The sequence below is a fragment of the Enterococcus sp. B2E4 genome (genome assembly GCF_030499455.1).
GTDB classification, from domain to species: domain Bacteria; phylum Bacillota; class Bacilli; order Lactobacillales; family Enterococcaceae; genus Enterococcus_D; species Enterococcus_D casseliflavus.
In genome coordinates this window covers 108,259-132,817 of sequence record NZ_JAUKPK010000006.1, presented here as the reverse complement: position 1 = coordinate 132,817, position 24,559 = coordinate 108,259, and the positions used below count along the sequence as shown (strand labels likewise).

30 protein-coding genes and 1 pseudogene are annotated in these 24,559 nt (G+C 41.4%); 19 read left to right on the top strand and 12 right to left on the bottom strand.

All coding sequences use genetic code 11. The features are described from left to right. The first annotated feature begins 82 nt into the window (after positions 1–82). The 6 genes and pseudogenes from Q1X33_RS07235 to Q1X33_RS07210 all read left to right on the top strand — a co-directional run bounded on the left by Q1X33_RS07235 (position 83) and on the right by Q1X33_RS07210 (position 5,518). Positions 83–562 (top strand): annotated as a pseudogene (locus Q1X33_RS07235) (DUF6530 family protein). 18 nt (positions 563–580) lie between these two features. Further along, positions 581–2,848, top strand: coding sequence for a VWA domain-containing protein (locus Q1X33_RS07230; RefSeq protein WP_005226086.1), 2,268 nt, complete (start codon positions 581–583; stop codon positions 2,846–2,848). 138 nt (positions 2,849–2,986) lie between these two features. Then, positions 2,987–3,625: a hypothetical protein gene (locus Q1X33_RS07225; protein ID WP_005226085.1), complete on the top strand. Its 639-nt coding sequence runs from the start codon at positions 2,987–2,989 to the stop codon at positions 3,623–3,625. An 87-nt stretch (positions 3,626–3,712) separates the two neighbouring features. Beyond that, positions 3,713–4,381, top strand: coding sequence for a hypothetical protein (locus tag Q1X33_RS07220; protein WP_034868589.1), 669 nt, complete (start codon positions 3,713–3,715; stop codon positions 4,379–4,381). Between the two features lie 15 nt (positions 4,382–4,396). Next, the gene (locus Q1X33_RS07215) at positions 4,397–5,245 is read left to right on the top strand and encodes a sce7725 family protein (protein ID WP_005226083.1); all 849 of its coding nucleotides are present in this window, start codon (positions 4,397–4,399) and stop codon (positions 5,243–5,245) included. A 120-nt stretch (positions 5,246–5,365) separates the two neighbouring features. Continuing rightward, a complete protein-coding gene (locus tag Q1X33_RS07210; protein WP_170927527.1) occupies positions 5,366–5,518 on the top strand; it encodes a hypothetical protein in 153 nt (50 codons plus the stop codon). 730 nt (positions 5,519–6,248) lie between these two features. Here the strand turns inward: Q1X33_RS07210 and Q1X33_RS07205 are convergent. The 3 genes from Q1X33_RS07205 to Q1X33_RS07195 form a co-directional block, all read right to left on the bottom strand. Beyond that, the gene (locus tag Q1X33_RS07205; RefSeq protein WP_301969624.1) at positions 6,249–7,079 is read right to left on the bottom strand and encodes an IS30 family transposase; all 831 of its coding nucleotides are present in this window, start codon (positions 7,077–7,079) and stop codon (positions 6,249–6,251) included. Between the two features lie 65 nt (positions 7,080–7,144). Then, a complete protein-coding gene (locus tag Q1X33_RS07200) occupies positions 7,145–7,237 on the bottom strand; it encodes a helix-turn-helix domain-containing protein (RefSeq protein WP_301969607.1) in 93 nt (30 codons plus the stop codon). Positions 7,238–7,425: 188 nt separating this feature from the next. After that, positions 7,426–7,551 carry a hypothetical protein gene (locus tag Q1X33_RS07195; protein ID WP_301969606.1) on the bottom strand — a complete coding sequence of 42 codons (126 nt, stop codon included), beginning with the start codon at positions 7,549–7,551 and terminating at the stop codon, positions 7,426–7,428. Between the two features lie 48 nt (positions 7,552–7,599). On the opposite strand from Q1X33_RS07195, the gene Q1X33_RS07190 reads away from it, so the two are divergent. Continuing rightward, on the top strand, positions 7,600–8,157 hold the full coding sequence (locus Q1X33_RS07190) for a restriction endonuclease (RefSeq protein WP_005226082.1): 558 nt from the start codon (positions 7,600–7,602) through the stop codon (positions 8,155–8,157). Between the two features lie 119 nt (positions 8,158–8,276). Further along, a complete protein-coding gene (locus Q1X33_RS07185; RefSeq protein ID WP_005226081.1) occupies positions 8,277–8,687 on the top strand; it encodes a hypothetical protein in 411 nt (136 codons plus the stop codon). 158 nt (positions 8,688–8,845) lie between these two features. Here the strand turns inward: Q1X33_RS07185 and Q1X33_RS07180 are convergent, their stop codons facing one another. After that, positions 8,846–9,232, bottom strand: a complete 387-nt coding sequence (locus tag Q1X33_RS07180) for a hypothetical protein (RefSeq protein ID WP_005226080.1) — start codon at positions 9,230–9,232, stop codon at positions 8,846–8,848. A 213-nt stretch (positions 9,233–9,445) separates the two neighbouring features. Here Q1X33_RS07180 and Q1X33_RS07175 point away from each other — a divergent pair, with 213 nt between their 5' ends. The 4 genes from Q1X33_RS07175 (at position 9,446) to Q1X33_RS07160 (ending at position 10,862) form a co-directional block, all read left to right on the top strand. Continuing rightward, a complete protein-coding gene (locus Q1X33_RS07175) occupies positions 9,446–9,814 on the top strand; it encodes a hypothetical protein (RefSeq protein WP_034868585.1) in 369 nt (122 codons plus the stop codon). A gap of 36 nt (positions 9,815–9,850) precedes the next feature. Continuing rightward, positions 9,851–10,129: a hypothetical protein gene (locus tag Q1X33_RS07170; RefSeq protein ID WP_010748343.1), complete on the top strand. Its 279-nt coding sequence runs from the start codon at positions 9,851–9,853 to the stop codon at positions 10,127–10,129. Then, complete coding sequence (locus tag Q1X33_RS07165; RefSeq protein WP_005226077.1) at positions 10,126–10,413, top strand: hypothetical protein; 288 nt, start codon at positions 10,126–10,128, stop codon at positions 10,411–10,413. Before Q1X33_RS07170 ends, Q1X33_RS07165 begins: the two co-directional genes overlap by 4 nt. Before the next feature lie 95 nt (positions 10,414–10,508). Further along, positions 10,509–10,862, top strand: a complete 354-nt coding sequence (locus Q1X33_RS07160; RefSeq protein WP_005226076.1) for a DUF2200 domain-containing protein — start codon at positions 10,509–10,511, stop codon at positions 10,860–10,862. 314 nt (positions 10,863–11,176) lie between these two features. On the opposite strand, the gene rsgA is transcribed toward Q1X33_RS07160, so the two are convergent. Together rsgA and mgtE are read right to left on the bottom strand one after the other, a co-directional pair. Beyond that, positions 11,177–12,118 (bottom strand): ribosome small subunit-dependent GTPase A, encoded by a 942-nt coding sequence (gene rsgA, locus Q1X33_RS07155; RefSeq protein WP_005226075.1) that lies wholly within the window; start codon positions 12,116–12,118, stop codon positions 11,177–11,179. 152 nt (positions 12,119–12,270) lie between these two features. Continuing rightward, positions 12,271–13,635 carry a magnesium transporter gene (mgtE, locus tag Q1X33_RS07150; RefSeq protein WP_010748340.1) on the bottom strand — a complete coding sequence of 455 codons (1,365 nt, stop codon included), beginning with the start codon at positions 13,633–13,635 and terminating at the stop codon, positions 12,271–12,273. A 408-nt stretch (positions 13,636–14,043) separates the two neighbouring features. Here mgtE and Q1X33_RS07145 point away from each other — a divergent pair, with 408 nt between their 5' ends. Continuing rightward, positions 14,044–15,030, top strand: a complete 987-nt coding sequence (locus Q1X33_RS07145; RefSeq protein ID WP_034868582.1) for a DNA/RNA non-specific endonuclease — start codon at positions 14,044–14,046, stop codon at positions 15,028–15,030. Between the two features lie 34 nt (positions 15,031–15,064). Here Q1X33_RS07145 and Q1X33_RS07140 read toward each other — a convergent pair whose 3' ends face one another. Next, the gene (locus tag Q1X33_RS07140) at positions 15,065–15,343 is read right to left on the bottom strand and encodes a LexA family transcriptional regulator (protein WP_301969605.1); all 279 of its coding nucleotides are present in this window, start codon (positions 15,341–15,343) and stop codon (positions 15,065–15,067) included. Between the two features lie 340 nt (positions 15,344–15,683). Between Q1X33_RS07140 and Q1X33_RS07135 the strand changes: the two genes are divergently transcribed. Continuing rightward, the gene (locus Q1X33_RS07135) at positions 15,684–16,169 is read left to right on the top strand and encodes an AmiS/UreI family transporter (RefSeq protein ID WP_005226071.1); all 486 of its coding nucleotides are present in this window, start codon (positions 15,684–15,686) and stop codon (positions 16,167–16,169) included. Positions 16,170–16,184: 15 nt separating this feature from the next. Here Q1X33_RS07135 and Q1X33_RS07130 read toward each other — a convergent pair whose 3' ends face one another. Then, on the bottom strand, positions 16,185–17,456 hold the full coding sequence (locus Q1X33_RS07130) for a glycosyl transferase (RefSeq protein WP_301969604.1): 1,272 nt from the start codon (positions 17,454–17,456) through the stop codon (positions 16,185–16,187). A gap of 162 nt (positions 17,457–17,618) precedes the next feature. Here Q1X33_RS07130 and Q1X33_RS07125 point away from each other — a divergent pair, with 162 nt between their 5' ends. The 4 genes from Q1X33_RS07125 to Q1X33_RS07110 all read left to right on the top strand — a co-directional run bounded on the left by Q1X33_RS07125 (position 17,619) and on the right by Q1X33_RS07110 (position 19,871). Further along, on the top strand, positions 17,619–18,011 hold the full coding sequence (locus Q1X33_RS07125; RefSeq protein ID WP_005226069.1) for a hypothetical protein: 393 nt from the start codon (positions 17,619–17,621) through the stop codon (positions 18,009–18,011). Positions 18,012–18,072: 61 nt separating this feature from the next. After that, positions 18,073–18,612: a sigma-70 family RNA polymerase sigma factor gene (locus tag Q1X33_RS07120; protein ID WP_051095336.1), complete on the top strand. Its 540-nt coding sequence runs from the start codon at positions 18,073–18,075 to the stop codon at positions 18,610–18,612. Further along, positions 18,602–19,396 carry a hypothetical protein gene (locus Q1X33_RS07115; RefSeq protein WP_005226067.1) on the top strand — a complete coding sequence of 265 codons (795 nt, stop codon included), beginning with the start codon at positions 18,602–18,604 and terminating at the stop codon, positions 19,394–19,396. Before Q1X33_RS07120 ends, Q1X33_RS07115 begins: the two co-directional genes overlap by 11 nt. Before the next feature lie 307 nt (positions 19,397–19,703). Further along, positions 19,704–19,871: a hypothetical protein gene (locus Q1X33_RS07110; RefSeq protein ID WP_005235914.1), complete on the top strand. Its 168-nt coding sequence runs from the start codon at positions 19,704–19,706 to the stop codon at positions 19,869–19,871. A 242-nt stretch (positions 19,872–20,113) separates the two neighbouring features. Here Q1X33_RS07110 and Q1X33_RS07105 read toward each other — a convergent pair whose 3' ends face one another. After that, positions 20,114–21,439, bottom strand: a complete 1,326-nt coding sequence (locus Q1X33_RS07105) for an NAD(P)/FAD-dependent oxidoreductase (RefSeq protein ID WP_005226064.1) — start codon at positions 21,437–21,439, stop codon at positions 20,114–20,116. A 183-nt stretch (positions 21,440–21,622) separates the two neighbouring features. Between Q1X33_RS07105 and Q1X33_RS07100 the strand changes: the two genes are divergently transcribed. Then, complete coding sequence (locus tag Q1X33_RS07100) at positions 21,623–21,811, top strand: hypothetical protein (protein ID WP_005226063.1); 189 nt, start codon at positions 21,623–21,625, stop codon at positions 21,809–21,811. Between the two features lie 62 nt (positions 21,812–21,873). On the opposite strand, the gene Q1X33_RS07095 is transcribed toward Q1X33_RS07100, so the two are convergent. From Q1X33_RS07095 to Q1X33_RS07085, 3 genes are all read right to left on the bottom strand, one after another. Next, positions 21,874–22,851: a Gfo/Idh/MocA family protein gene (locus tag Q1X33_RS07095; RefSeq protein ID WP_005226062.1), complete on the bottom strand. Its 978-nt coding sequence runs from the start codon at positions 22,849–22,851 to the stop codon at positions 21,874–21,876. A 23-nt stretch (positions 22,852–22,874) separates the two neighbouring features. After that, positions 22,875–23,273: a heme-binding protein gene (locus Q1X33_RS07090; RefSeq protein ID WP_080542651.1), complete on the bottom strand. Its 399-nt coding sequence runs from the start codon at positions 23,271–23,273 to the stop codon at positions 22,875–22,877. Between the two features lie 114 nt (positions 23,274–23,387). Continuing rightward, positions 23,388–24,413, bottom strand: a complete 1,026-nt coding sequence (locus Q1X33_RS07085; RefSeq protein ID WP_005226060.1) for a Gfo/Idh/MocA family oxidoreductase — start codon at positions 24,411–24,413, stop codon at positions 23,388–23,390. Between the last annotated feature and the right edge of the window lie 146 nt (positions 24,414–24,559).

Genomic DNA, 24,559 nt, shown 5'->3' with positions numbered 1-24,559 from the left:
TTTTGCTTGTTCCAAACCAGCTTCCTCATTATACTTATTCTATCTAGTAAATTACTAATTTACTAAACAAGGAGTGAGAATAATGAAAATACCAGAAAACTTGAAACATAAGCCCGTCATTAAAGTGGAAGACTATGATACTGTTGACGGAAAAAATGCGTTACACACAGATGCAAAAGGCCTTTCCCTCGGATTAGCACAATGAAATGATCGCGGAAAAGTCGATATCTCAGGCAAGGTTTGGCGCCATACAGGTGAAAAATGGTCTCGTCAGTCAGAAGAACTACCCCTCACTAGAATCTTAGATCTAGCAATCTTAGTGGCGCAATCTAGTTTGTATTTTCAAGAGGCCTATCGCCATGAAAAGTTTTACGATCCTGAAAATCCGTTGATCGAGATCATTGGCCTGCAAGGAAATCGTATGACCGTTGAAGTAGACACCGAAAATCCTAAAATCGATGAAGACATTCTGCTTTTTTATGATTCCTTGCAAAAAGATGGCGAGCTATACGGCGAACGCTTCAAAATCCTAAAGCGGCTTTTAGATGAGCTAGGTTATTAAGAAAAGGAGCAGATTGCCATGACACAAAATCAACCGTCTTTTGTCGTAACGAAAGGACGCGCTTTTAGCAAATTAGAACAAACCATGATTTGGAAAAAACCACAAAGTCATCAGACCAGTGCTGAAGAACTACGAATTGCTTCAGAGATCGCGTTGAATTGGGCGGATCCAGAGATGAAGATCTTCAATGTGTTGCTGGAAGGCGATGCTGGGTCGGGTAAGACTCAGTTGGCAAAGGCACTTTCTGCCGACTTGCAACTGCCCTACACCAAAATCACCTGCTTTGCGGATATGGATAAGTCAGATGTATTTGGTGCTTTATTACCAGTGATCAACACCGACCAAGAAGAGGACAAGGACTTGCTGGATGCGATTTATCAAAGTGATTGTTTTGAAGATGTCTTGGCATTGATCCAGCGGCATTTTTCCTTGACTCGTGAGCGGGCACGGGCGAAATTTGCGGAACTGATCGAACGGATTGAAACCAGTGATCAGCAACCGACGATTCAATACAAATTTTATCCCTCCGAAATCGTACGGGCGCTGGAAAAAGGCTATTTGCTTGAGATTCAAGAACCAACGGTCATTCGTGATGCTTCGGTACTAGTGGCACTAAACTCGGCCCTTGAACAAAACGGGATGCTGAATATCCCGACTGGTTTTGTTCGACGACACCCTGACTGTGTGGTGATCATCACAACGAATCGGAATTACCAAGGCAACCGCCCCTTGAACGAATCCTTGCGAGATCGGATGCAGCATGCTGAAAAAATGGATTTACCTGAGCTAGCAGTCATGGTGCAGCGAGGCATTGCCAAAACCAGTTATCCGGACAAAACGACTGCAGAGAAAATGGCTGAAATCATCCGCTTACTAAACGTGACCGCCAAAGCCAACGCTATCAAAGGGGTGGCGGGCATGCGTTCCTATTTTTATTGGTTAAATGCAGTCAAACAAGGACAAGATCCCTTTACAGCAATTGATAGCAAAGTGCTCTACAAAATCACTACCGATCCAAATGAGCTTTCTCTGTTACAACAGGCGTTAGAAGCTTCAGGATTATTGGCGCAATTGCGGCTTTTGTTTTCTGGACAACCGCTAAATGCCTTTAAAGAACAAATCAAAGGACGCAGAATCAGCAGCGAAGAGGCTGACCAACGCAATGTAGTGGAAGAAGGCACGCCCGTCTTAAAAAATGAGCAAGTCCTTGAGACCGCCAATCAAGAAACTGAGGCGGAAACGATGGAAGCCAGTGATTCTGACAAACAAGAAGCGAAAAGCGCAGCAACTGAGGCGACGTTTTCAGAAGAACTAGAACGCAATAGTCATGATGGCCAAGCAAAAGCTGGGAGTGAGACACAAGAGGCAGCTCCTGCTTCTCATTCTTTGTCGATCGAAGCGTATGAAGCCCAGGAGAAAGAAAAGAAAACCACGGCATCAAAGGCAGCACGACAAGCATTGAAAGAATCGATCCATGCCAAAGAAGGGCTGATCGTTCATCGACCACCCGTCGATTTAGAAAAAGCGACTGAGGCCCAACAGCGTTTGCAACCGTTGCTGCCGATCGTAGAGTCATTGATCAAGCAAACCCAAGAAGTATTGGAAAACGAACAAGCTTCGGCATACAGTAAAGGTAAGTACAGTGGTACACGCTTTGATGCCAGCAAGGTTGCGTATCAGGATTTTCGGACCTTTGACAAGAAGAATCCACCTCACGAACAGCCTTCCTTAGCTCTTGCTTTGCGCATCGATGAATCAGGTTCGATGATTCGAGAAGATCGGATATTGTATGCCCAACAGGCGGTCTTAGCGGTGAATGCTTTTGCCGAACGTTTATCTTTGCCATTGATGATCTATGGCGATACAGCGGACGTGACCGCTCGTGAAAAAACCTCGCTTTTTGCATACAAAGAATTTAATGAAGGCTTTGAATTTGTGCCAGAGAAACTCATGACAATGAAGCCTCGGCAAAATAACCGTGATGGAGCTGTCTTGCGCGTGCTAGCTGAAAAGCTCGCTCATCAGCCGGCAACCACTAAATTACTCTTGAATATCAGTGATGGCCAGCCAAAAGCTCTTCCTGATTATACAGGGGGAAAAGCCAAAGAAGATATTCAGCAGGTGATCGCTGACTATGAACGACAAGGGGTGCTGTTTCTTGCAGCTGCTATTGGGCAAGACAAAGAGGTGATCAAAGCGATTTATGGGGAAGAACGCTTTATTGATCTTTCCAATCTAACAGAATTTCCGCAGCGTTTGTTGCAGCTACTAACAAGGTATTTGTAAACGTCGATAGCGAAAGGGAAAAGAGTGTGGACTGCATGCCGCACTCTTTTTTTTGATCATAATTATATTATGTAAACAAGATGATATTTGTCTAAATTTGGATAGTTCTGTAAAATAGACGCCAAAAGGAGGGATATCATGAACAAATGGCGGTACTTCTACTATCCTTGCCAATTCGGCTGGCACGCAGCACTTCGTAGGCGCAATTTGCTGATGAGTGGTGTGTTGGCGATTCTTTTACTGATCATCGCCATCTTTGCAGAGCATTGGTTAGTGTTTTTTCATCAATGGCTACAATATGAAACAAATAGCAGTGAGAATCAGATGGATCTCACGTATGCCAGTTGGCTTTTCTTTTTGCAGTTGCTACGCTTCGTACTAGGCGTTCTAACTGTAGGCTTGATCGCCGCCTTTTTATGGCACTGCAATCACATGTATCGTTTTCATTTGATGGGGGAGGAGCAGCAATCTCTGAGTATTCGGTTGTTGTTAGGACAGTCTCCGTTGTTGGTCACCTTTGAAGAGCTTTTCTTTGTAGGTATTCAAAGCATTGTTATTAGTTTGGTAGGGCTTGTCAGCGGTCTGTGGCTTAGTCAAAAAGCACTGCAGGATTTTTTCCATTTCTTTCATCTTCCCGCAGGCTTTACTTTTGAATTTCCCTTTAAAGGTCTATTAATCGCTCAACTTGGTGTGCTCTTGTTGCTTTTTTTGTTACGATTCCGCGGTACAAAGAGGACGGTTGAAGAGATTCTCGTTAACGGATGCCCGAATGGGTGAGGGGATGATAGGCTGCTTTTATTTCCCTCTTCCAAAATGCGAACATATGTTTTATAATAGGTGAAACAAGACAAAGGTCGTGAATTTGTGAAGACATCCTTAACTTTAGAAATGGAAGAGGCACTTTATTATTATTGTCGGGAAAACAGTGATATTGTGGTAGAAGAGGTAGTCATGCCAGATGATCACGGCATCGTGGATACTTTGAGTTGTCGCTTGACGGCTGAAAATACCTTTGAATGGCGTTGCTACGAACTCAAAGTTAGTTTGGCAGATTTCCGCTCAAAAGCAAAACTATCCTTTATTGGGAATTATAATTATTTTGTCTTACCTAAGGCATTGTATGAGAAAGTCAAAGATCAGATTGGACCTACAATTGGTGTTCTGGTCTATCATGCATTTCTTGAAAAAGAAACGGGCAGCAAAGGGTATTTCAGTGTCGAAAAGAAGCCCCAACGGCAAGAGCTGCAGGTTCCAGAAAATGCCTTATTGTTTCGGTTGATTTCGGCACAAGCGCGAGAAGTCGGCAAAGCAAAACAGACTGCTCGAGGATTGCGGGTATTTTCAACAGAACGTTTGTACCAAGAACTGAAGAAACGTCAGCCTGAGTATGACTTGTTCGGTGGTGGAGTCAATTACTATGATCGATTTATTGAAGATACTCAGCTGCAAGCGATCGAAGCCTTGAAAGAAGAATTGGCCGCTACGAGAGCAGCCTATGAAGCGCTGGAAAAACGTTTTTTATCAGGCGAGTAAGAAGGAGAGAAGAAGATGTACTTCCCGTATATTCGTGGAAAACAATTTGATTTATTGGCGTTGAAAGCACTGTTGGAACAAGATTGTTTGTCAGACGCGATCCAGCCGATCATTGAACCAGTCAAGCAATCAAAAACGTTTTGGACGACCATTGACCTGTTTCAAAGGAAGCAGCATCCTTTTTATCTGGTTCGCAATCCACAGGCGGGGGCTTTTCTGACGGCAGAGGGGTTAGCAGAGTTGCAAAATGTTACTGCCCCTAAAGCAATGATCGTAGATCGCCCCATTGAGACAGTGGAAGAAAAGCCTGATCTTTGGATCATTCATCAAGCGGACCAAGCACTCGCTAGTGATTGGCGGGAAAATACGCTGCCGGTACTGGTAAGCAAAGAGTTTCGTTTGTTAAATAAAATCAACGGCCCGAAACTACTGATGGAAGATCCGTTTACCCGTTTACCTAAAAATAGTTTTTATACAGAATGTCCAGACGAAGGATTTTCAAAAACCCATCATCTTTATCATAAATTGGGCTATGCGGGATTTAGTGATTTTTCTGTCGATAGCAAAATTTATTATGAGCACAGTTATCCCTCAAAACGGTTGGTTTTGCATTGGATCTATCCGACAGCAGAGCAAGACTTGCGAATCGTTCACTTATTTTCTGAGGAAGAATTACCAAGTCAGAAAGAAAAGTTTTTTGAAGTCATGGAAGCTTTGTTGCAGCATGAGGAAGAGTATCCTACACAAACAGCTGGGCTGCAGCTATTAGTTGCTGCTTATCAGCAAGGGGCGTTTCCAGGTATGGGCGTTATTCGGAAAGCTGCCGTTATGAATCACTTGGAACTCGTCAGTCGTCTTATTTAGTCGCTATACGCATACGATTGTAGGCTCTAACAAAATACTGCCATTTATTGTACAAAACACCTTGATTGCACCCATTGTTTTCAGGATAGTGATAAAATCAGGGAAAAGGAGTTGGCGCTCGTGGGAACAAAAGATAGAGAATATTATCGAAATGAAGGAAAAGAATTTGAAAAAAATAAGAAAAACCTGCTTATTCAACGTTTAAATCAACTAATCGTTGTCTTGGTCATTTTGATCATTGTCTTTTCGGCGATCCTGTATTACATAGTTTGAAACTTTTGTTGCTGTCATTGCTTTATTGGCAGCAATAAAACGAAACTTGTACTTAGATGACTGTGCACCCTTGATTAGGACTCGCTATGGGAATCTGATTCGTTTAGGTGAAAACTGAACGCAACGAAATGTTTCTTGTTTATCGTTGCTGGTTTGCCTGTGATCAAGATTCCCATTAGGCTATTAGTTAGCACAAATTTGCTGGGTTAAGTGCGAATCATTACTGATAAGATCGTGAACAACGATACTTGACTGATTCATTGAGTTTGGCCAGCAGCTGCAAACCAAAGCTTGAATTTAAAGAATCAAGGATCAACAAAATTAAATACAGATAAAGGTACAGATATAATTTGCCAGTTGATTTTCTTATCAGTTGTAGAACTCAGTTGTAGAACAAACAAAATCTAAAACTATCGCTCAAATGACCATTTTTTTGGATTATGCTGCCAATTAGGTGAATTTGAAGGAAATAATCCTAAATAAGAGGGAGGAGAGCCGTAAAATTACCAGCCAAATACGGTGTTCGAAAAATTTTATATTTTAGTTTACATAATATATATTATACAAAGTTGTTTAGAATAGGCGAATGTTAAGATTAAGCGCAACTATACATTACTTTTATATAAATATAGTTCGTCTTTTGCTCTTTTAAACCCTGTCGGTAAACTTAAATTGATACGATTGTTCGACAAAAACATTTTATAACAAATGAAATAATCTCTTGAAAATATCATGTAATTCTCGCGTATTCTAGTTTAAACTTTTGAGCTGGTGTTTTCCAATTTAGAATTTTTCTTGGTCTAGTATTTAAGTTTTCTACAGCGTCATCGACGATACGTTGCGAGACATTCTTAAAATTAAACGGTTTAGGGAAATATTCTCTAAGTAATCCATTATGATTTTCGTTAGAACCACGTTCATGAGGTGCATACGGATTTGCATAGTAAATTTTGCACCCGAAGGTGTCTTCAATAAGACCGACTTGAAATTGATTTACAAATTCAGTTCCTCGATCACAAGTAATAGATTTTACCCCTTGAGGATACATTTCTATTAGTTTTTTAATCGCTGCCATCATAGCGCGGCCTGTTTTATTAGGGAGTTTAATTGCTACGTATTGTCGTGTCTTTCTTTCGATAAAAGTTGCTAGACAGGTTGATATGCCTCGTTTTGAAACTACTGTATCAGCTTCCCAATGACCAAATTCTGTACGAAGCTGAACAGCTTCTGGGCGCAAATCAATGGTTCTATTTTCAAAGAAAGCTCGATCAATGCGAATCTTCGATCCAGATGACTTTACTTTATATCTTTTTCCATGTCTCCTAAGCTTTTTGATGTTGAAATCAATGGTTTTTGAGTAAATCCAGTTATAGATCGTGGATGTACATACCTTTACGCTTTTAATGGAATGTGCAATTTGTTCTGGAGAATATTTTAGATTCAGATATTTTAAAATAGTTTTGGTATTGTGAATCGTGGCTTTTTTAGTAACTCCACAGTTTTTTTTCCGCAATTTAGCGATATTTTGTGCACTTGAAGCTTGATAAGGCAACCGTGCGATACTGTTGGCTTTTCTAGCTTCAGTCCCCCGTTGAATCTCCCGAGTGATTGTTGAACGATGGCGATCTATCTACGTGCTATTTCAGCTGGTCGTAATCCTTCGTCAAGATAGGCTTCAATTTTTCCACGCTCTTCAGCGGTTAAATGTTTATATACCATGTATCAAACTAGCTCCCTTGCTCTATTAATTACTACGGCAACGAATGATTTGACAATGAACCTTCACAGATATGAGATCCGCTTCCAACTAGGAGCTAACTTAAGACAAGTCAGCTCAGCCGATACAAGGCTATCATATCTGTGTTCATAATCAAATCGTACTCCCTGCAGTATGCAGGCAAATCGTATCATATTAAATAACGAGCATCAATATAAGTTTGTGGAGGTTTGTTGCGCTTTATTTTACTATTCAGGAGTTGTTTAGAATAAAATGCAGCTAATTTTTGTTTACTAAAGGATGTATTTTTGCTCATTTTGCCCTCCTTTCCTATGATATAATGAAGAAACAGGAGGGTTTTTAAATGAGTAACCATGAAAATGAAAGTTTGAAATTATTTGTTGCGGGAATTTTAATGACCATTGGCTATTTTGTTTTTGATTGGCACTTTGCTCCCATATTGTATGTTGGACTCGTAATCAGCGTTTTAGGTTTATTTTCTGCAATTTATCCAATAGTTAGCGAACGCAAACGTTTTGCTTCAGCGCAGTTAGATACTATCGATAAAATGTCTGGAAAGGAATTTGAGCAATACACTGCATTTTTGTTAAGAAAACTTGAATTTAACGGGATTAGCATGACCAAAGCATTTGGTGATCAAGGAATTGACGTGATCGCCTCTAAAAATGGGTGCAAGCATGGTATTCAGTGCAAACGTTGGAAAAATAAAGTTGGTAACAAAGCAGTTCAAGAAGTTTACGCAGGGATTGGTTATTATTCGTTAGATAAAGCGATTGTACTGACAAATAGTTATTTTACTGAATCGGCAAAACAATTAGCAGCAAAATTGGATGTTGAGCTTTGGGACCGTTCTAAATTGATCAAAATGATTGAAACTGTGCATACAAACGATAAGAACTAATTTTCTATAGGAATATTTAAAACCTACATACACCATCAAAGGCGATAAGAACATAAAATAAGTTTAGGGATACATAGATCTGCTTTACTATAAGCTAACAATTATTAAGGAGAATAAAAATGAAAATAAAGAAGCAATTAAAGCTAGTCTTTTTACCAAAAATCTGGGCGTCACTCCTCTACTTGCTTTTCGTGTTCATAGCCCTCTTCCTCTACTTATCAAAGTACTTGGACATTTCTTTCTTTACTTCGATGTATCCTGACTTTTATCTTCATATCTCCAATTTTTCGATTAGTTTGATTATTGGCTTACTGGGGTACTTTTGGCTTCTCGTAGGTGCGCCATTTAAAGCCGTCACACTATTGACCCTGCTCTTACTCATTGCCAATCTATTGAGCGAGACTATCTTTGGCTTCATGAACACCCCTGATCGAATCGATTTACTTTTTGGGATTGCAGGAACACTCGTCGCATATTTTACTTTGGCAATGATCAAAAGACACGGTTTAGTCAAGAATCAATCGGTTTGATTCAAACAGTCGTGACTTCTCCTTATATGATCCTTTTGCTACTTAGGTCCAACCCATTTTTGGGGAAAAGAAACATCTTGCTGCAGTGATTTAGCCGAAAAAAGCACTCAATAAAGGGAGTGCTTTTTTTCGTTTCCATTGGAGATACTTTCGTATGGCTAGTCACTTGGTAGCCAATACAATGGACTTAGCTGTAGATTTTCCCAATACGGGTTGTGAAACCCTATCAAATAGTGCATAGCTAAATACCCAAAAATCATAAAGCCAAATGACAAAGTCACGATCCGTCCCCACCGTGGTATTTCTTTGATAAATAGACCTAGCATACCTATCAATAAGGGGAACGAATAATTAAACAGTAAATCACTTCTAATATTTTGGTTCCGAGGATCCTTCATTATTTTGTCATTTAAGCCCCAACTTATGCCGATGATCACAAACATAAGCGCCAGAATAGTCAATCGTTTGCGATCAAAAAGCCACTGTTCTTTATCTTTCCTACTTGCAAAGTAGATCGTAAGCAGGACCACAATTAATCCAGACATACTATTCTCCTTTTTCGCCAGCTATTTTCTAAAACGTTCATGATTCCTTTAGGATAAATTATAACATATATAGTATAAAAAAACGATACCCGCCACTATCCTCTTGTTTGATGCACTTTTTAGATGTTTCATAGAAGAATCAGAAATTTAAAAATCTGTTCGCTTTACAAAAGAGAACGTATGTTTGTATTATATAGATAAGAGGTGATTGCTATGGGTATGCTGCAACCATATGAAGATCGGAAAAAGCTAAAGTGGCAAGGATTCTTTTTATCTGAGCATACAACTGAAATTGAAGAAGAGCCGACACGCACGTTTGATTGTCCGCCTAAGCCGTCACTCACAACGGAAGAAATCAATCAATGCTTATTCGAAGCGATGAAAAAGAACGTAACTGTGGCGATCCAACGAGAAGAAGTCAATGAAGAAGGCGGCTATCCCCCAGATATTGTCGGAAAAATCAGCGGATACGACACATTGGGCATTTATTTGACGGGAGAAACCATAGAAAAAATCCATTATGATGAGATTCGTCATGTTGCTTTTTATGAAGAGAAAAAATGGTTTGATCTCAACGAATGATCCGCTTTTTACTACTTACTAAAGGAGGAATACCTGATGCAAACACAAAAAGGCGCTGTCTCAAAAATAAGGATCGTCTCCTTTGCCCCCTCCCCTTTGGTCCGCTTTACACTAGGCACCACCAACTGTTTGATTGCGAAGCACAGTTTGAATTTTTTAGGGGATGTTGATGAGGGCATGTTTCTAACTGTGGGTGGCTATTGGAATAAGCGCCACCAATTCGTGGTGCAAAAGTATACGGTGTACGGCAAAACAAAAATCATGTTGGATATCGATGCCTATCGACAAAAAACAGTAAAGGCGGGTTCACTATGAGAGCAAGAGACCTCTTGACAGCACTGACAACGTCGTCGAGTGCAGCAGATTACCAAGGAATTTATTTAACTTACAAAGAAAACCTGATTCCTTTTACGACGATCGCACAAGATAGTCATAACCAATTGATTTTATTTTTCGAACCCAAAAAGCCTGCTCTGACTCTGAAAGAATTATATACACAGCTAATGCTGCATAAGAATTTGGACTTGCTCTATTGGGATGGCGAGTCACGACAAAAGGTATTGGGGTTTCGTGAACAAGAAGAAAAAATCATCCTTTAGTCCCCTCGCCTATTTTGGCACACAACAAACGTTGAAAATCTCGGCAAAAAGAAAAAAATGAAGTATACTTTGTGTAAAGACTAAAGGAGTTTATCATGAAAAATCAAAAGATTACCCAAATGAGTTTTGCGAAAGTCTATCCTCTGTATATTGCCAAAGCAGAACGGAAAAATCGGACAAAAGAAGAAGTAGATCAGATTATTAGCTGGCTGACTGGGTATGACCAAGAAACACTCCAACAGATGGCTGATGATGTTTCTTTTGAACGCTTTTTTAAGCAAGCCCCTCAGCTCAATCCTGCACGAAAACAGATTACTGGTGTGATTTGCGGGATTCGGGTAGAAGAGATCGAAGAGCCAATAGTTCAAGAAATTCGTTACCTAGATAAACTGATCGATGAATTGGCGAAAGGAAAAGCCATGACGAAAATTCTGCGCTCTGCTGAATGAGGCGTTTTTTTCGAGTTGCTATTTAAGAATCAACGCTTTATACTAGAAATACCTTGGCAGGGGCAAATCATTGCTCAAAACACAGTGGGACAACCCCCACTGTGTTTTTTTATCCTGCCTTTCTGGACGACAGCTTGTAACCAGGCAGGCGATCTTAGTTTAGTTCAACCACTTAGCATGTAGTGCCCTTTGGAATTGGCCGCCTTTTCGTGAAAACACAAGAACGTTGGCTGCGGCTCTCCTCTTCTTTACTCAACAAGGCGCTCTTGACACGTACAAAAAAGCACTCCTCTTATAGAAAGGAGTGCTAACTATTACTTTTTCATTTCTTTGATCTGTTCTTTTCGTTTCAAATACGCCAGCTCTTTTTCCATTTTGCGATAGCGAGCGAAGGCTGCTTCTGAAAGCTCACCGGCAGCAATAGCTGCTTTTACCGCACATTTCGGTTCTGTTTCATGCTGACAGTCTCTGAAGAAACAACCTTCAGCATATTGACTGATCGCTTCAAAGGATTGCTCCATCGAAGCTGACCGAACGGTACTGATGCCAACTTCCCGCATGCCAGGAGTATCGATGATCATTGCGCCAGAGGGCAGTGTGAACAACTGGCGACTCGTCGTCGTGTGTCGTCCTCGACTATCCTCTCGTATGTCATTGGTTTTTTGAACGGCTTGTTCCATGAGCTGATTTAATAAGCTGGACTTCCCGACGCCTGACGAACCGATAAATGCACTGATTTTTCCGTCTGAAAAGTAGGCTTCTGTCAGCAATTCGTTCGGTTCATAAATAGAAGTAGCGAATGCTTTCACACCAAAAGCATCGTTTAATGCTTGCAGCAGCTCTGCTTTTTCATCAGCTGTGACTTGATCGGCTTTGGTCAAGAGAATCACTGGGTTAGCGCCACTGTCCCAAGCGATCGTGACAAAGCGCTCTAACCGAGCGAAATTAAATTCTTCATTGGCGCTAGTTGCAATAAAAACCGTGTCGATGTTCGCAGCGATCCCTTGTTCATCCGTCCGATTTCCGGCTACTTTCCGTTGTAAAAAACTCTTTCGTGGGAGCAAAGTATCAATCAAGAAATGATCTTGATCATACACCTGCCCTTGGACAAAATCGCCAACAATAGGATAATCCTTTGGCGCTCGTGCCTGTTGACGAAATTTTCCTGAAACGGTTGCTAAACATTCTTCTCCTGTAGTCAGGCGGACTTTTGCGATATCCTTAGCCTGAAAGACCACGATTCCTTGTTTTTCCATGATTTCCCTCCAGTTAATTAGGAGGCCGCACTTAAAAAGAGAAACCTCCGAGTTGATGTTGCTTCATTTGATTTGTCATAGGACATTTCCCCTTTCTATGTTGTGCTCATCATGTGATGTCGCTTTATTATACCACTGGAACGGACAGTATGCTAAAGCAAATGACCCAAAAGAACATTTACTGAAACGAAGTAGATAAACAAGCCAGCAATATCTTTGATCGAGGTGATGATCGGTGCCGAACCGGCTGCTTGGTCGATGTTTAGTTTAATAAGTACAAACGGGACTAAAAAGCCAAGTGCTGCCGCTAAGGTCATAGCAAAAACTAAGGAAATGCCAACAGCGACCCCTAACATCGGGATCCCTTGCCAAAGTGAAGCAGCAGTTCCAGAGATGATTCCGACGATCAAGCCTAGACTCAAACCGATCCAAACTTCTTTAAAGAAATGTCTGGTGAAGGTTGAAAGATCAATATGCCCTAACGACATCCCCCGAACAAATACAGTAGAGGATTGTGTACCAACGTTTCCACCCATATCCATGATCAAAGGAATAAAAATCGCAACGGCTGCCACCGACTCTAACGTTTGTTCAAATTCATCAATGACGACCCCAGCTAAAAGTCCAGCCACTAAAGTGATCACTAAGAATGGCAAGCGGACTTTCCAGATTTGCCACAGGCTGCCATTGATCAAAACATTACTACGGTCTGCTTCGTTGGAGGCGACATCGACCAAACCAGCGGCATTAAACATGTCTTCCGTTGTTTCCAACTCGATGACATCGATCGCGTCATCGACGGTAATGATCCCAACGATTCTTGATTCCTTGTCTACGACTGGCAGCGCAATGATATCTAGTTCATTTAGCAAACGGGCTGCTTCTTCTTGGTCGGTGTCAGTGGTCACATAAATAACTTTTTGGGACATGATCTCACTGATGCGTTGATCCCCTTGTGCTATTAAGAGATCTTTCAGCGACAAAACACCTTCTAACGTTTTCGTTTGATCAGTAACATAAAGCGTATAGATCGTTTCTTTTTCTTTGGCTTGCATTCGCACTTTTTCCAATGCTTGATTGACTGTCATATCTTTTTTCAATGTAATGAATTCCGGTGTCATCAAGCGACCCGCAGTTTCGGCTTCATACCCTAGTAAGAGGTTTGTTGCAGCTCGTTCATCAGGCGCCAACGATTGTAAAAGTTTTTGTGTTACGGTCGCTGGCAACTCATCTAAAAGCCGTACACGAACATCTGGCGCCATCTCATTCACAAATTCGGTTGCTCGTTCATCGGTGAAAGAGCGTAATAAGTGTTGTTGGGTAGCTGGTGTCAAATCTTCAAACAGGATAAGGGCTTTGTCTTTCGGTAACAGTCGGAAAACGATCACTTTTTCATCCGCGGATAAGTTGCTGAATAATTGTAATAGCGGCAGCTCTTCCATTCCTGATACGAGTTCTTTTAACTTTTCAGAGTCTTTCTTATTTAAATAATGTAAGATGGTTTCTTGCTGGTTCATGGGATACACTCCTTCTCCTATAATTTTGGTCAAAGAAAGAAAGGCAATCGTTCAGAAAATTGTCCAGTATTCTTTCGTTTGAACGTTGTCTGCTAGACAGCTGAAAGTTTGTTCCGCAGCTGGAGATGACTGTTATTAAAACAAGCATCAAAGGGATAGAGCAGCAACTTTATTCATTATATCACATAGTTTTTTTAAAATATGAAAAATATCACTCGCAGACGAAAAATTCTTTTAAAGGACGTCGCTTGTAAAGAAAATTGACTGAAGTTTGTCAAGAACAAAAGGCAAAAGAAGCTAGCAGACGCTGTAAAACATCCCCCGCAAATGGTATGATAAACTAGTTGTGATTTTTTTACTCACCGTTTATTCTAAACCTATATCAATGAAAAGAGAGGCAATAAAGAGATGGCAAAGAAAAAAACATTGATTGGATCGGTCACTGCGCTTCTCGCACTCGCAGCAGTTGGCTTTGGTTTCCTACAAAACAATGACCTATTTCCAAAGCAGGAAACGCAACAATCAGAGGTAAGCACCCCTTCTGCTAAAGATATTCGCGCAGACGAATTGGCACAGCTAACCTACCAAGGCACCCAAACAATTGAAGTCAATCAAAACATCCCTGAGTTTTCAGAAGACGACCTTTCACTTGAAAATGGTGCCTGGGAAGCATACGGCGACCTTGACCACCTCAATCGAGCGACTTCGGCTGAAGCAATGTTGAATCAATCCTTAATGCCTACGGAAACACGTGGCGATATCTCCAGCGTGAAACCGACAGGCTGGCGTAATAAACAGCTCCCCAATGGGAAATATTTATATAATCGGACGCATTTGATTGGGTTTGCTTTAGCTGGCGAAAATGCAAACTGGAAGAATTTGATCACGGGAACTAGTCAATTGAACAATCCAGAGATGTTGCGCTTAGAAATGGATATCAACTACTATCTCAAGCAAGACAAAAACCATTATGTTCGATATTCTGTCACTCCAATCTATCGTGATGACGAGCTGGTTGCCCGTGGGGTACAGATGCAAGCCCAATCTATTGGCGACGATACGATCCAATTCAACTATTATATCTTCAACATCCAAGATGGTGTCACGATCAACTATGCGGATGGCAGCAGCGAGATTTCAAACGAAGATATGACGCAACAGGAGAATGCTACAAGTAGTGAGAACAACGCGACAACAGCCACTTCTCAAAACAGTGAAACAGAGGAGAAACAGAAAGAATATGTCGATCAACAAGGAAATGGTTTGATTAAAGGCTCAAGAAGCGGCATCTATCATTTGCCAGGATCTAAATACTATGATGATACGACGAATCCGAAAGAATGGTTCAAAACGATCGCTGAAGCGGAAGCTGCTGGCTACCGTGCACCAAAATAAAAAAGCCTCTAGGCTTTTTTATTTTGGTGTTAAGCTATTCTTCATTGCCATGCGTTTGTTTTTCGTCTGCTAAAAGTGCTTGTCGCAACGCTTTGACATAGGCCTTCCCTTCGTCTGTAAAACGAACCGAACGTGACTTAAAGCGATAAGCTCGGTAAATTAGCCCTCTTTTTTCGAGACGCAGCAAATGACGATAAACCAAAGAGGTCGTTTTTATTTCTTCATTGGCACAGATTTCTCGTATGGTAGGTGCGCAACCTTGAGCTTGCATACATTCGTCAATGAAAAGTAAGATTCGATCTTTTCTAGGCATAAGTCCTCCTTTCCGCAAAACAGTCTTCACTGCTGCAAATTCGTAAAAACCGATAAACTGCTACCTGGTCTGCTTTTTGTCCGATCAATACACTGAAAATCTATTGATCTGTCTCTTTTCCCCTTCTTCCAACGAGTAAAAGTTCTTTTTATACGCTGAAATTTTCCCCTTAACGAGAAAAGCATCGGCTAGCAGCGCTCTTTGGTATTGATTTTATCAAATTTAGCAGCAAAAAATAGCAAATTTCAAAATTATTTTCCTTTTTATTGACCTAAAAATAAATATAGCTATTATTTTTTCTTAGAATTTGTTATTCTAAATTTAAGTAAAGGAGGATTTTATGTTAGGGATCGGTTTATTTTTTGTAGGAATTACTTTGATAATCAACGGCTGGGGCAGCTTACTTCACATTGACTACCGCTCACTTGCTTTGATCAATCTTTTTACAGGTACGTTATCTTTTATTATCAATCTAATCTATATGCTTCAAGGCGCTTATTATGAAGCAGGCACTGGCTTTCTCTTTGCCTTCACGTATTTGTTGGTAGGGATCATTTACCTTTTTGATTTAGATCTACGTATTTATGGGATTTTCGCACTATTCGTAGCCATCAATACCTTACCTTTTGCTTGGGTCTCTTGGCAATGGGAGCAAGATCCCCTCTTTGCATTGATTTGGTTAACATGGGGAGCGTTATGGTTTTGCGGCTTTTTGGATACGATCGTGAAGGTAAACTTTGGTCGTAAGATTCATTATTTTGCGATCGCTTGTGGTATCTTCACTACGTGGGTCCCAGGCTTGCTGATGCTAGTAGATCTCTATTAAAAAAGAGTGATTATCTCAATGATAATCGCTCTTTTTTAATAGGAAAATTTGGAAAAATTGTTTTTTTTCTAAAAAGTGTTCAATCTCCTGCATCGCTTTCTGAGGACCATTTGCCGGGAAATCCTTCTTTAACTGATAGGCTTGTTGGCAAATCTTCGGAGCACCAACCTCATTCAGGGCAGCTTCCAGCTTTTTCTCAGTTAATGGTTTTGTCAGCGCGATTGCATTGCCATACGCCACGCAGTACTGAATATTGCAGCATTGCTCATAGTGCATCCCAATTCCGATAAACGGCTTCCCAGATGCACAAGCTGTTTGAACAGTCCCTTCCCCACCATGGATAAAAGAAAAATCGATATGCTCATGCAATAGATGACTTGGCAGATATTCGGTCAAGAACAGATTCTCTGAGTCGTTGTGTTTCCCCTTGAGTAGATGTGTAACCGGAGCAATGATCGCTAGTTCCGAACGGTTTCGCAAGAAAGCTAAGATTTTTCGCACCATGCGCGGATTCCCCGAACTGCCCATCGCAAAATAAACGATTCGTTTTCTTTCCCGCCGCTTTTGTTGAATAAAAGTCAACACTTCGTCTGGTAAAGAAGACCCGAGCTTCGCAAAAATCGGCCCAACGATTTGATAATTTTCTGGCAGCTGCTCTTTCGTTAAAAATAAATCAGGAGTGGTGATGAGATTTAAATCAGCGTCCATCATTCGTAAGCTCGTTTCAGGCATAAAAAGTTTTTCTGTTTGAGCAGCGTGTTTGAATGCTCGGGGCATCCAGCGGGATTTTACCAATTGTTTTCTTATCCAATACCAAAGTGGTTTCCTTAGCGGTCCGAAGAAACGCAAACTAGAAGGGATAAATGCGCTATCTGATCGAAAAAAGGGATCGCTCATCGCATAGGGTTTTACGTAGACTAAGGGAATCTGTTTGCTGCGAGCAGATAGAAAGATCGTGACATTCGATCCAGTTACAATGACCTGAGGAGCAAGTTTATCGATCAGCTTTTGTTCGCTCAGAATACGCGCGGCAACCATCTCTTTGGTGAAGGGATTTTTGATTGAGCGTAGTTGATCTAATTTTATGATCTGTTCCTCTTGTTTTTCTGTCAGAGTCGGCGTCAGCAAATGGTACGTAAAGCCACTTTCAGTGATAAGTGAAGCAAAGGTTTTTGAAAAACCAAAGAACTCGCAGTGGTGATTTCCTTGCATTTGTTTAGCGACTTCGATCATCCTTGTCGTTTCAGCCAAGTTGAATACCGCAGGCGCAAAAAGAATCGTTGGCATGAAATCCTCCTTATGTATCGAGTCCATCCACTCGTTTCTTTCAAGTATACTAAAAGTAGGCACATGTAGGAGAAGTTTTTTTGCAGATCTTCTCGTTCATCTTTTTACATTATTTAATTAAAAATTTGCTATAATAAAGAAAACCTTTCAAGGAGTAAACCAATGCGAAAAAAAATATCTTCCTTGCGGCTTAGTACATTATCAAGCGGGCTCATTCTCTTTGCTTTCTTTTTCTTGATTCAACAATTTTGGGAAATGGTTGTTTCTGACTTTGCACTTTTGCCTTCGCTGGCATTCATCCAAATTCTCTTGATGATCCTTTCAACCTTTCTCATTAGCAAGTTTGTTAAAAAACGCTCGTGGCGGCAAGTGCTTTTTGGCAGCTACCTATTCATCATCGGCTCGCTATTTTCTTTCTGGCTAGCAAATAATCCATTGGAGCTGCAAGCAGTCATTCTTTATATGATAGGCGCTTTTTTTGGCGGCATTCTTTGGGAATATTTTGCCCAGCGCTTGGCAACAGATCTTCTGGCCAAAGAACATGAACCTCGTTAACAGAGGTTTTTTTCTTTTTCTGATAGAAAAGGCAAACATTCTTCGTATATAGTGTGAAGGGGTGAAAAAGGTGCAGGATGAAGAAATCATTGAACGAATCAAAAAGAAAGACTATGCCGGCTTAGAAGAACTGTTAGCTGTTTATGGTGATAGCATGCTGAGGACGATTCATAGTGTCCTCTCCCAACCGCATGAAGTGAGCGAGCGCCAAGATGTAGCGAACGAAGTTTTTTACGAGGTTTGGCAAAAGATTGCTGCGTACCAACCAGAAAGAAGCCGCTTGATTACTTGGCTGCTTTTGATCAGTCGTAGTCGTGCGATTGACCACAAGCGGAAGTTGAACAAGCGCTCACTGGAAGAAAAACCTGTTGATGAGCAGGAACTAGCTATTGAAGAATCACCTTTAACAAAGGAAACCTTTTTGGGCTTTATTGAAGACCTTGAAGCCCTCGATCAAAGGATTTTTCTGCTCTACTATTTTTACCAAGAGTCACCTGAAACCATCGCAGAGCAGACGGACTTAAATGTCTCAGCGATCTACAATCGTCTTTCCCGTGGCCGCAAACGCTTAAAAGAAAGGATGACTATCGATGGATTTTAAACAGTTAGTCTTAAATGAAAACAATTCACTGACAAAAATATCTGAACAAGAAAAAGCAGCAACATTCGAGCTGTCCAAACAATATGTTTTCTTGCAAGATCTATTAGAGGAGCTTCGGACGCTTTTAGCAAAAGACGAAACGATTCTTGGCTATCTGCCTTTGACGCCAGATGGAAACCTCGCCTTCGCCAATCAAGGGCTTGGCGCCTATGCCTATGCAACAACCGAGAAAGCAAAAGCATACCGTGACATCTTTCATGATACCCGCGGGAATCGTTTGTTGGTTTTCACAGAAACCCGCATGCTTTTTCTGGTCATCATCGACTATTTAGAAAGTAACACCTATTTCAGTTACCCCTATGAGACCATCAAGGCGTTCACGATCAAGCCAAGAAAGCTGATGAAGCACGAATCACCAGAGGATAAAGAACAATTCCATTGGGGCTATTTCGACTTTCAGGCAGGGACGCACATTTTCTCAGAAGTACTGACGAAAAAAGACTACGAATTATTTACGTCCTATCACGAATCGATCCCTGCACTCAAGAAAATTCCGATTCAAAACAAAGTTTACCGAGCTGCGAAATATCAGTATTTCCTGAGTAATTGGCATTTCAGTTTTCGCTTGATGACCGCTTTCAACCTGCTTTTCCTGCTGCTGTTTGTATTAATGATTCTCGGATTTTTCTTACACATTGGTCCACTAAAAGGATTTTATTATAAGGATCTGTTGGACATAGGTATGGTCATTTCCCTTTTTCATAGTAAGAACATCTTGCCATAAAAAAGGACTGCTGCTCCTTCCTAGGCATTTCTTTTATATCAATTGAATAAAGCACCAGATTTTCTACAAAAGAGTACCCCTTGCAGGATTCAAGTCAAAATGAATGCTGCAAGAGGTATTTTTTGTCTCGGACTATTGGGATATTCCTAACCGTTCGTTTTTTCATTTCCTTTTGAAATTCTCAGATTTCTTGTGAACTTTTCAGAAGACTCCACTCATAATTTCATACATGCCTAATGGGATTATTTTTTCATTCACGCTTGCTTTTTAGGAAGAAACGTTATGATGATTTTACTTGCTAGGAGGTGTGAAAAATCGAACTTATCGGACATTTGGTCTTTTGGATCCCGTTTTGTCTTTTTCTAGTGATTGGATCGTTTTTCATACAATGGCGGAAACGTTTCGTTTCAACCCTTATTGCAGCGATCCCGTTTCTCTTTTTTATGGTAAAAATATTCAATTATCGGCATTATGAGCCAGATTCTGTTTTCATCATCTATTTGGTCGGACTCTTCTTGTCAGCGATCTTACTGATTGCAGCTGTCCGCCGGCTGTCAAAAAAAGCCTAAACCTAGGGTTACTAGAAAACAAAGACATGGCTTAAATGAAACCCAGCCTAACTTTAAGGTTCATTTAAGGTTCACGGACTATAGTCAATACGGACATAATAATTTAGAGCCTGTGCTAGCGGAAACTAGCGCAGGCTTGTTTGATTATTTATAGAAAATAGGACAAATCGCTAGCAGGTGTTGGGTAGGCAAAAATCATTTGGGCCAGCGCTTCTTTCGATAGCTGATTCTCCAACACAAAAACGAAGTGGTTGATCAACTCATCGGCCAATGCAGAAACAATCGTGACAGCAACGATGGTATCAGATGTGTTATAAACCAATTTGATTTTTGCATCTTGATCATTGATTCGTCGATAGGTATACCAAGAAGAAAGATCCATCACCTCGCTATGATATTCTGAGGCATGATCGGCAATCTCTTGCTCACTGATCCCGACTCTTGCCAGTTTTTCCGCACCAAAAACCAGCGTAGGGATCAGCGGATAGCGGATGGGTGTTTTCTGATCATCTATATGCTCGACAAGATAGGCGGCTTCAAAGCTGGCAACAGGCGTCAGTTTGGGCTGCTTTTTCGCTAGCACATCCCCGATTGCATAGATGTGTCTTTGACTAGTCTGCAAAAACTCATTTACTACGATCCCTTGTTTTGACGTTTCTACCCCTGCCTTTTCCGGTTGCAGCTGATCGCTATTGGGTCTGCGTCCCGTGGCACCAATCACTGCTTCTACGGTGAGAGACAATGCTTGTGTCTGGATCGTATAGTGGTTTTGTTCTTTCGTGATTCGCTGCGTGTTCTGATTAAAGTGGAACGAAACGCCTTGGTCCTGCATTGAACGAACCATTTCTGCGGTCAATTCAGCATCAAATCCTTTTAGCGGCTGGTCATTATGATGGATCACATGAACTTCAGCACCTGCTGCTTGAGCGATCATCGCCAATTCGAAGGTAATATACCCAGCACCTATGAAAGCAATCGTTGCTGGCATCTTTTCAAAGGAAAGAAAATCAGTACTGCTTTGTAAATGCTCCTTGCCGACGATGGGCAGTACGGCTGGACGCTGTCCTGCCGCAATAATTATTTTTTCTGCTTGAATCTCTTCTGCGTCCACGACGACCGTATGGGCATCACGAAAAGCGGCTTGTCCGTAGTAAGTAGTGATCCCTTCTGCTAGTAACCCTTGTTTGGTTGACTCTGGCACCCGATCGGTATACGAGCGCTTAAACGCCATCAGTGCTGGCCAATCAATGGCTACCTGTCCTTGAACACCATTGCCTTGCATACGTTTCGCCTCTGTTTTGACTTCTACGCCTCGCATCAGTAGTTTTTTCGGATCGCACCCGCGATTGGGACAAGTGCCACCCCATAAATCGGCTTCAACGATCGCCACTGTCTTACCTTTGGCTTTTAACCCATAGGCAGCAGCCGTTCCAGCTGGACCCGCTCCGATAATCAGTACATCCACCTTTTTCATCTGTCTCCTCCTTCTCCTAAAAAAATATTCCTGCGCTTTCTCTTCCCTTCAAGTATAGCGAATCACGGCCAGTCGACAAAACAATTCGCCTTTAGCGGCTCCTGCGAAAGATCACATTCAGCCCTTGAAGTTGCATTTGATGTGGTATACTTTTCTTGTCAGTTTAACGACAAAGGAGAATGAATGACTGTGAGTTTTAAACGTTTTTTTCAGCTCTTTCTTTTTTATTTTCTCTCGATTCTGGTGGCATATGGCCTGATTGCATTTCTAGCAGTAGATAACTTTTGGCTGGTGGTCTGTTTGATGACGATTGTCGGCTACCTCACCTTGGGTATCCCACTAACCTTATTGAGTTTAAAGAAGAAAAAATAAGGCAACAGACAAAGACACCAGCAACTTTTCTAAGAAGCTGGTGTCTTTCCTCATTGATGCGATTATCCTAATACGATCTGGGCATCTGCCAATGCTTTTTCCACGACTTCCATCACCAGCTTGCTATGGGCAAGACGTTCCTTGACAAAGGCCTGATCATTTTCGTGAATGGCTTGTGCAAAACGGACAAATTCTTCAAACATACGATGTCCGTGAACGCTGCGATCCTGATGGCTTTTTGCCCCATGGACCGGTTCAACGTCATAGCTGGCAAGCATATTCGTCGGCCCATTGACGATGATCGATCCTTTCGTCCCTTGGATCGTTGAACGAATCGTCGCTGTCGAATCTTTGGCGCCGATACAAACGACTTTTGTTTGTTCATAGTCTAAAAACAGCATGCCAGAAGTATCGATCCCCTGTTCGACATTAGCAAAATAGCGGACACTTTTTGGTTTTCCTAAAAGCCCGACGACAAAATGAATATTATAGATATTGATATCCATCAATGCCCCACCACCCATTTTCGGGTTAAATGCAGGTAAAACGGTTCCCTCTTTGAATAAATCATAACGAGAAGAATACTGCGAATAGTTGCATTCAATCACTTTCAGCTCTCCCAATGTTTCAAGCTGCGCTTTTATTCCTTGATAGTTGGCTAAGTACTGATTTGTGATGGCTTCGATCAAAAGCACCTTGTGGGCAGCAGCCAATTCTGCTAATTCTACTAATTCTCGTGTCTGCAACGTAAATGGCTTTTCACAAATGACGTGTTTGCCAGCGAGGATTGCTTCTTTGGCAAAGGAATAATGCAAATGATTGGGCAGTGCGACATACACGGTGTCAACGGATGGATCCGCCAAACATGCCCCTAACTCTGTGTAGACGGTTTGAATCCCGTATTGCTGTTTTAAGTGATTCATTTTTTCTAAATCATTTTCTGTCCCAAAAATAGCGGACAGTTCAAGTTGTGGGACATCCCCTGCCACCGTTAAAAAATCATGGACGATCATGCCTGCCCCTAAAATCGCTAAGTTCATCTTGCTTCCCCTTTTCTATCTTCTTAAATCATTTGTTTCAATACTTCGGTGATCACTTTATGATCCTCTAAATGGGCCAAACCTGACACACAGATAGCACCAGTGACTTTCCTGTCTTCGATAATTGGAAAACCACCACCACAAATTGCATAATGTTCGTCTTGTGCCCATTTAGCAAATTGTATATCTCTATCTTTTTGCGCATAGACGTATAGTGAACTATGCCCGCTTTCTAGTACCGTTCGTTCTTTTCTTTCAAGCCAAGGGCTTTCTTTTCGCCCTGCCATTAAAAATCGAATGATCGGCAAGCCCTGATGAACAACTTTGATCCCTACCGGCTTCGGGTAGTTCCTTTTAACGTACTGATCGATGGCAATAACCAACCGCAATGCGAGGTCATTGTCAAAATGAGCAAACTGCAGCTGCTGTTCTTCTTGCAGGATTTCTGAAGGTTCGATTCGGATCTACTCCTTTACGTTGAGTCAGTTGATGCCTTCAGGCGCTTTGTTTGTCAAAAGCCCCATAATCACCCTGCCTTATGACTCAGTAATCACTTGATTGATGCCTGTTTCTAGCATTTCGATTTGTAAAATCGTTTCTTCGTCTTTCACGATTTTCTCTTTGCCATGGATGATCGTTTCATAGACGCCCTCATACACACGGCTATAATCACCAATTTCAGAGATGACTTTTTCTTCATGGTAGTTCCCGTTAGCATCCATATAAGTTAGTGTGCCATAGTGCTCTGGCAAATCGATCCCAAAATCGGCATGATCTGGGAGATAAAACTGTTTTAGATGCTCTTCTTGTCGATCCTTGGTTTGTTTTACAAAAACGCCGTTTTCGCCATAAACGACAAAACTAGGCCGCTCTTTTAATCGGAAGTAACTAGATTTGACTGAGACTTTCATTCGACCATAAAACAGATCCAAATCGAAGTAATCATTCATGCGATTTTTTCCAAGCAATTGCCGAACCTCATAATGGACATCGTCTGGCTGTCCAAAATAGGAGATCACTTGGTCCAGTGTATGACAAGCGTGTCCGTACAAGTAGCTAGTATTCAATGAAAATTCGGTCACTGACCGTGGAATCTCTGGACGAAAATAATCATAATGCATCTCTACTTCTAAGAGATCCCCGAGCACGCCGCTTTCGATCACTTTTTGCGTGGTCAAAAAATCGGAATCAAAGCGGCGATTTTGATAGCATTGCACAAACAAGCCTTTCTCTTGCGCCAGTGCGAACAATTCCTTTGCTTGTGCCGAAGTTTCCGTAAAAGGTTTTTCGATCAAGACATTTTTCCCATGGAGCAAGACATCCTTGCCTAATTCATAATGCAAATGACTGGGGGTCGTGACCACAACTAATTGAATTTCAGGATCACGGTAGATATCCTCTAAGTCAGAGGTGTAATGAACGCCTTCTAGTGTTGGCCAGGTCAGCTTGCCGCTTGGTGAATAGATCGTCTTTACTTTGATCTTATCCTGTAGCTTGGTTGAAAAAGGCAGATGGTAGCGATTGGTGCTTTTTCCGTTTCCGAGATATGCGATAGTTAACATTGTGACGCCTCCTATGAATTGATAGCTTGATTATTGCTGATATCCTTCGAAATGAGAAGTCTTTTGCCAAAAACAGGTTCTTTTGACCAGACTTTTTCGCACACTGCTCAGTGGTTCTGAACATTTTTACCAAATTGCCAAAAAGG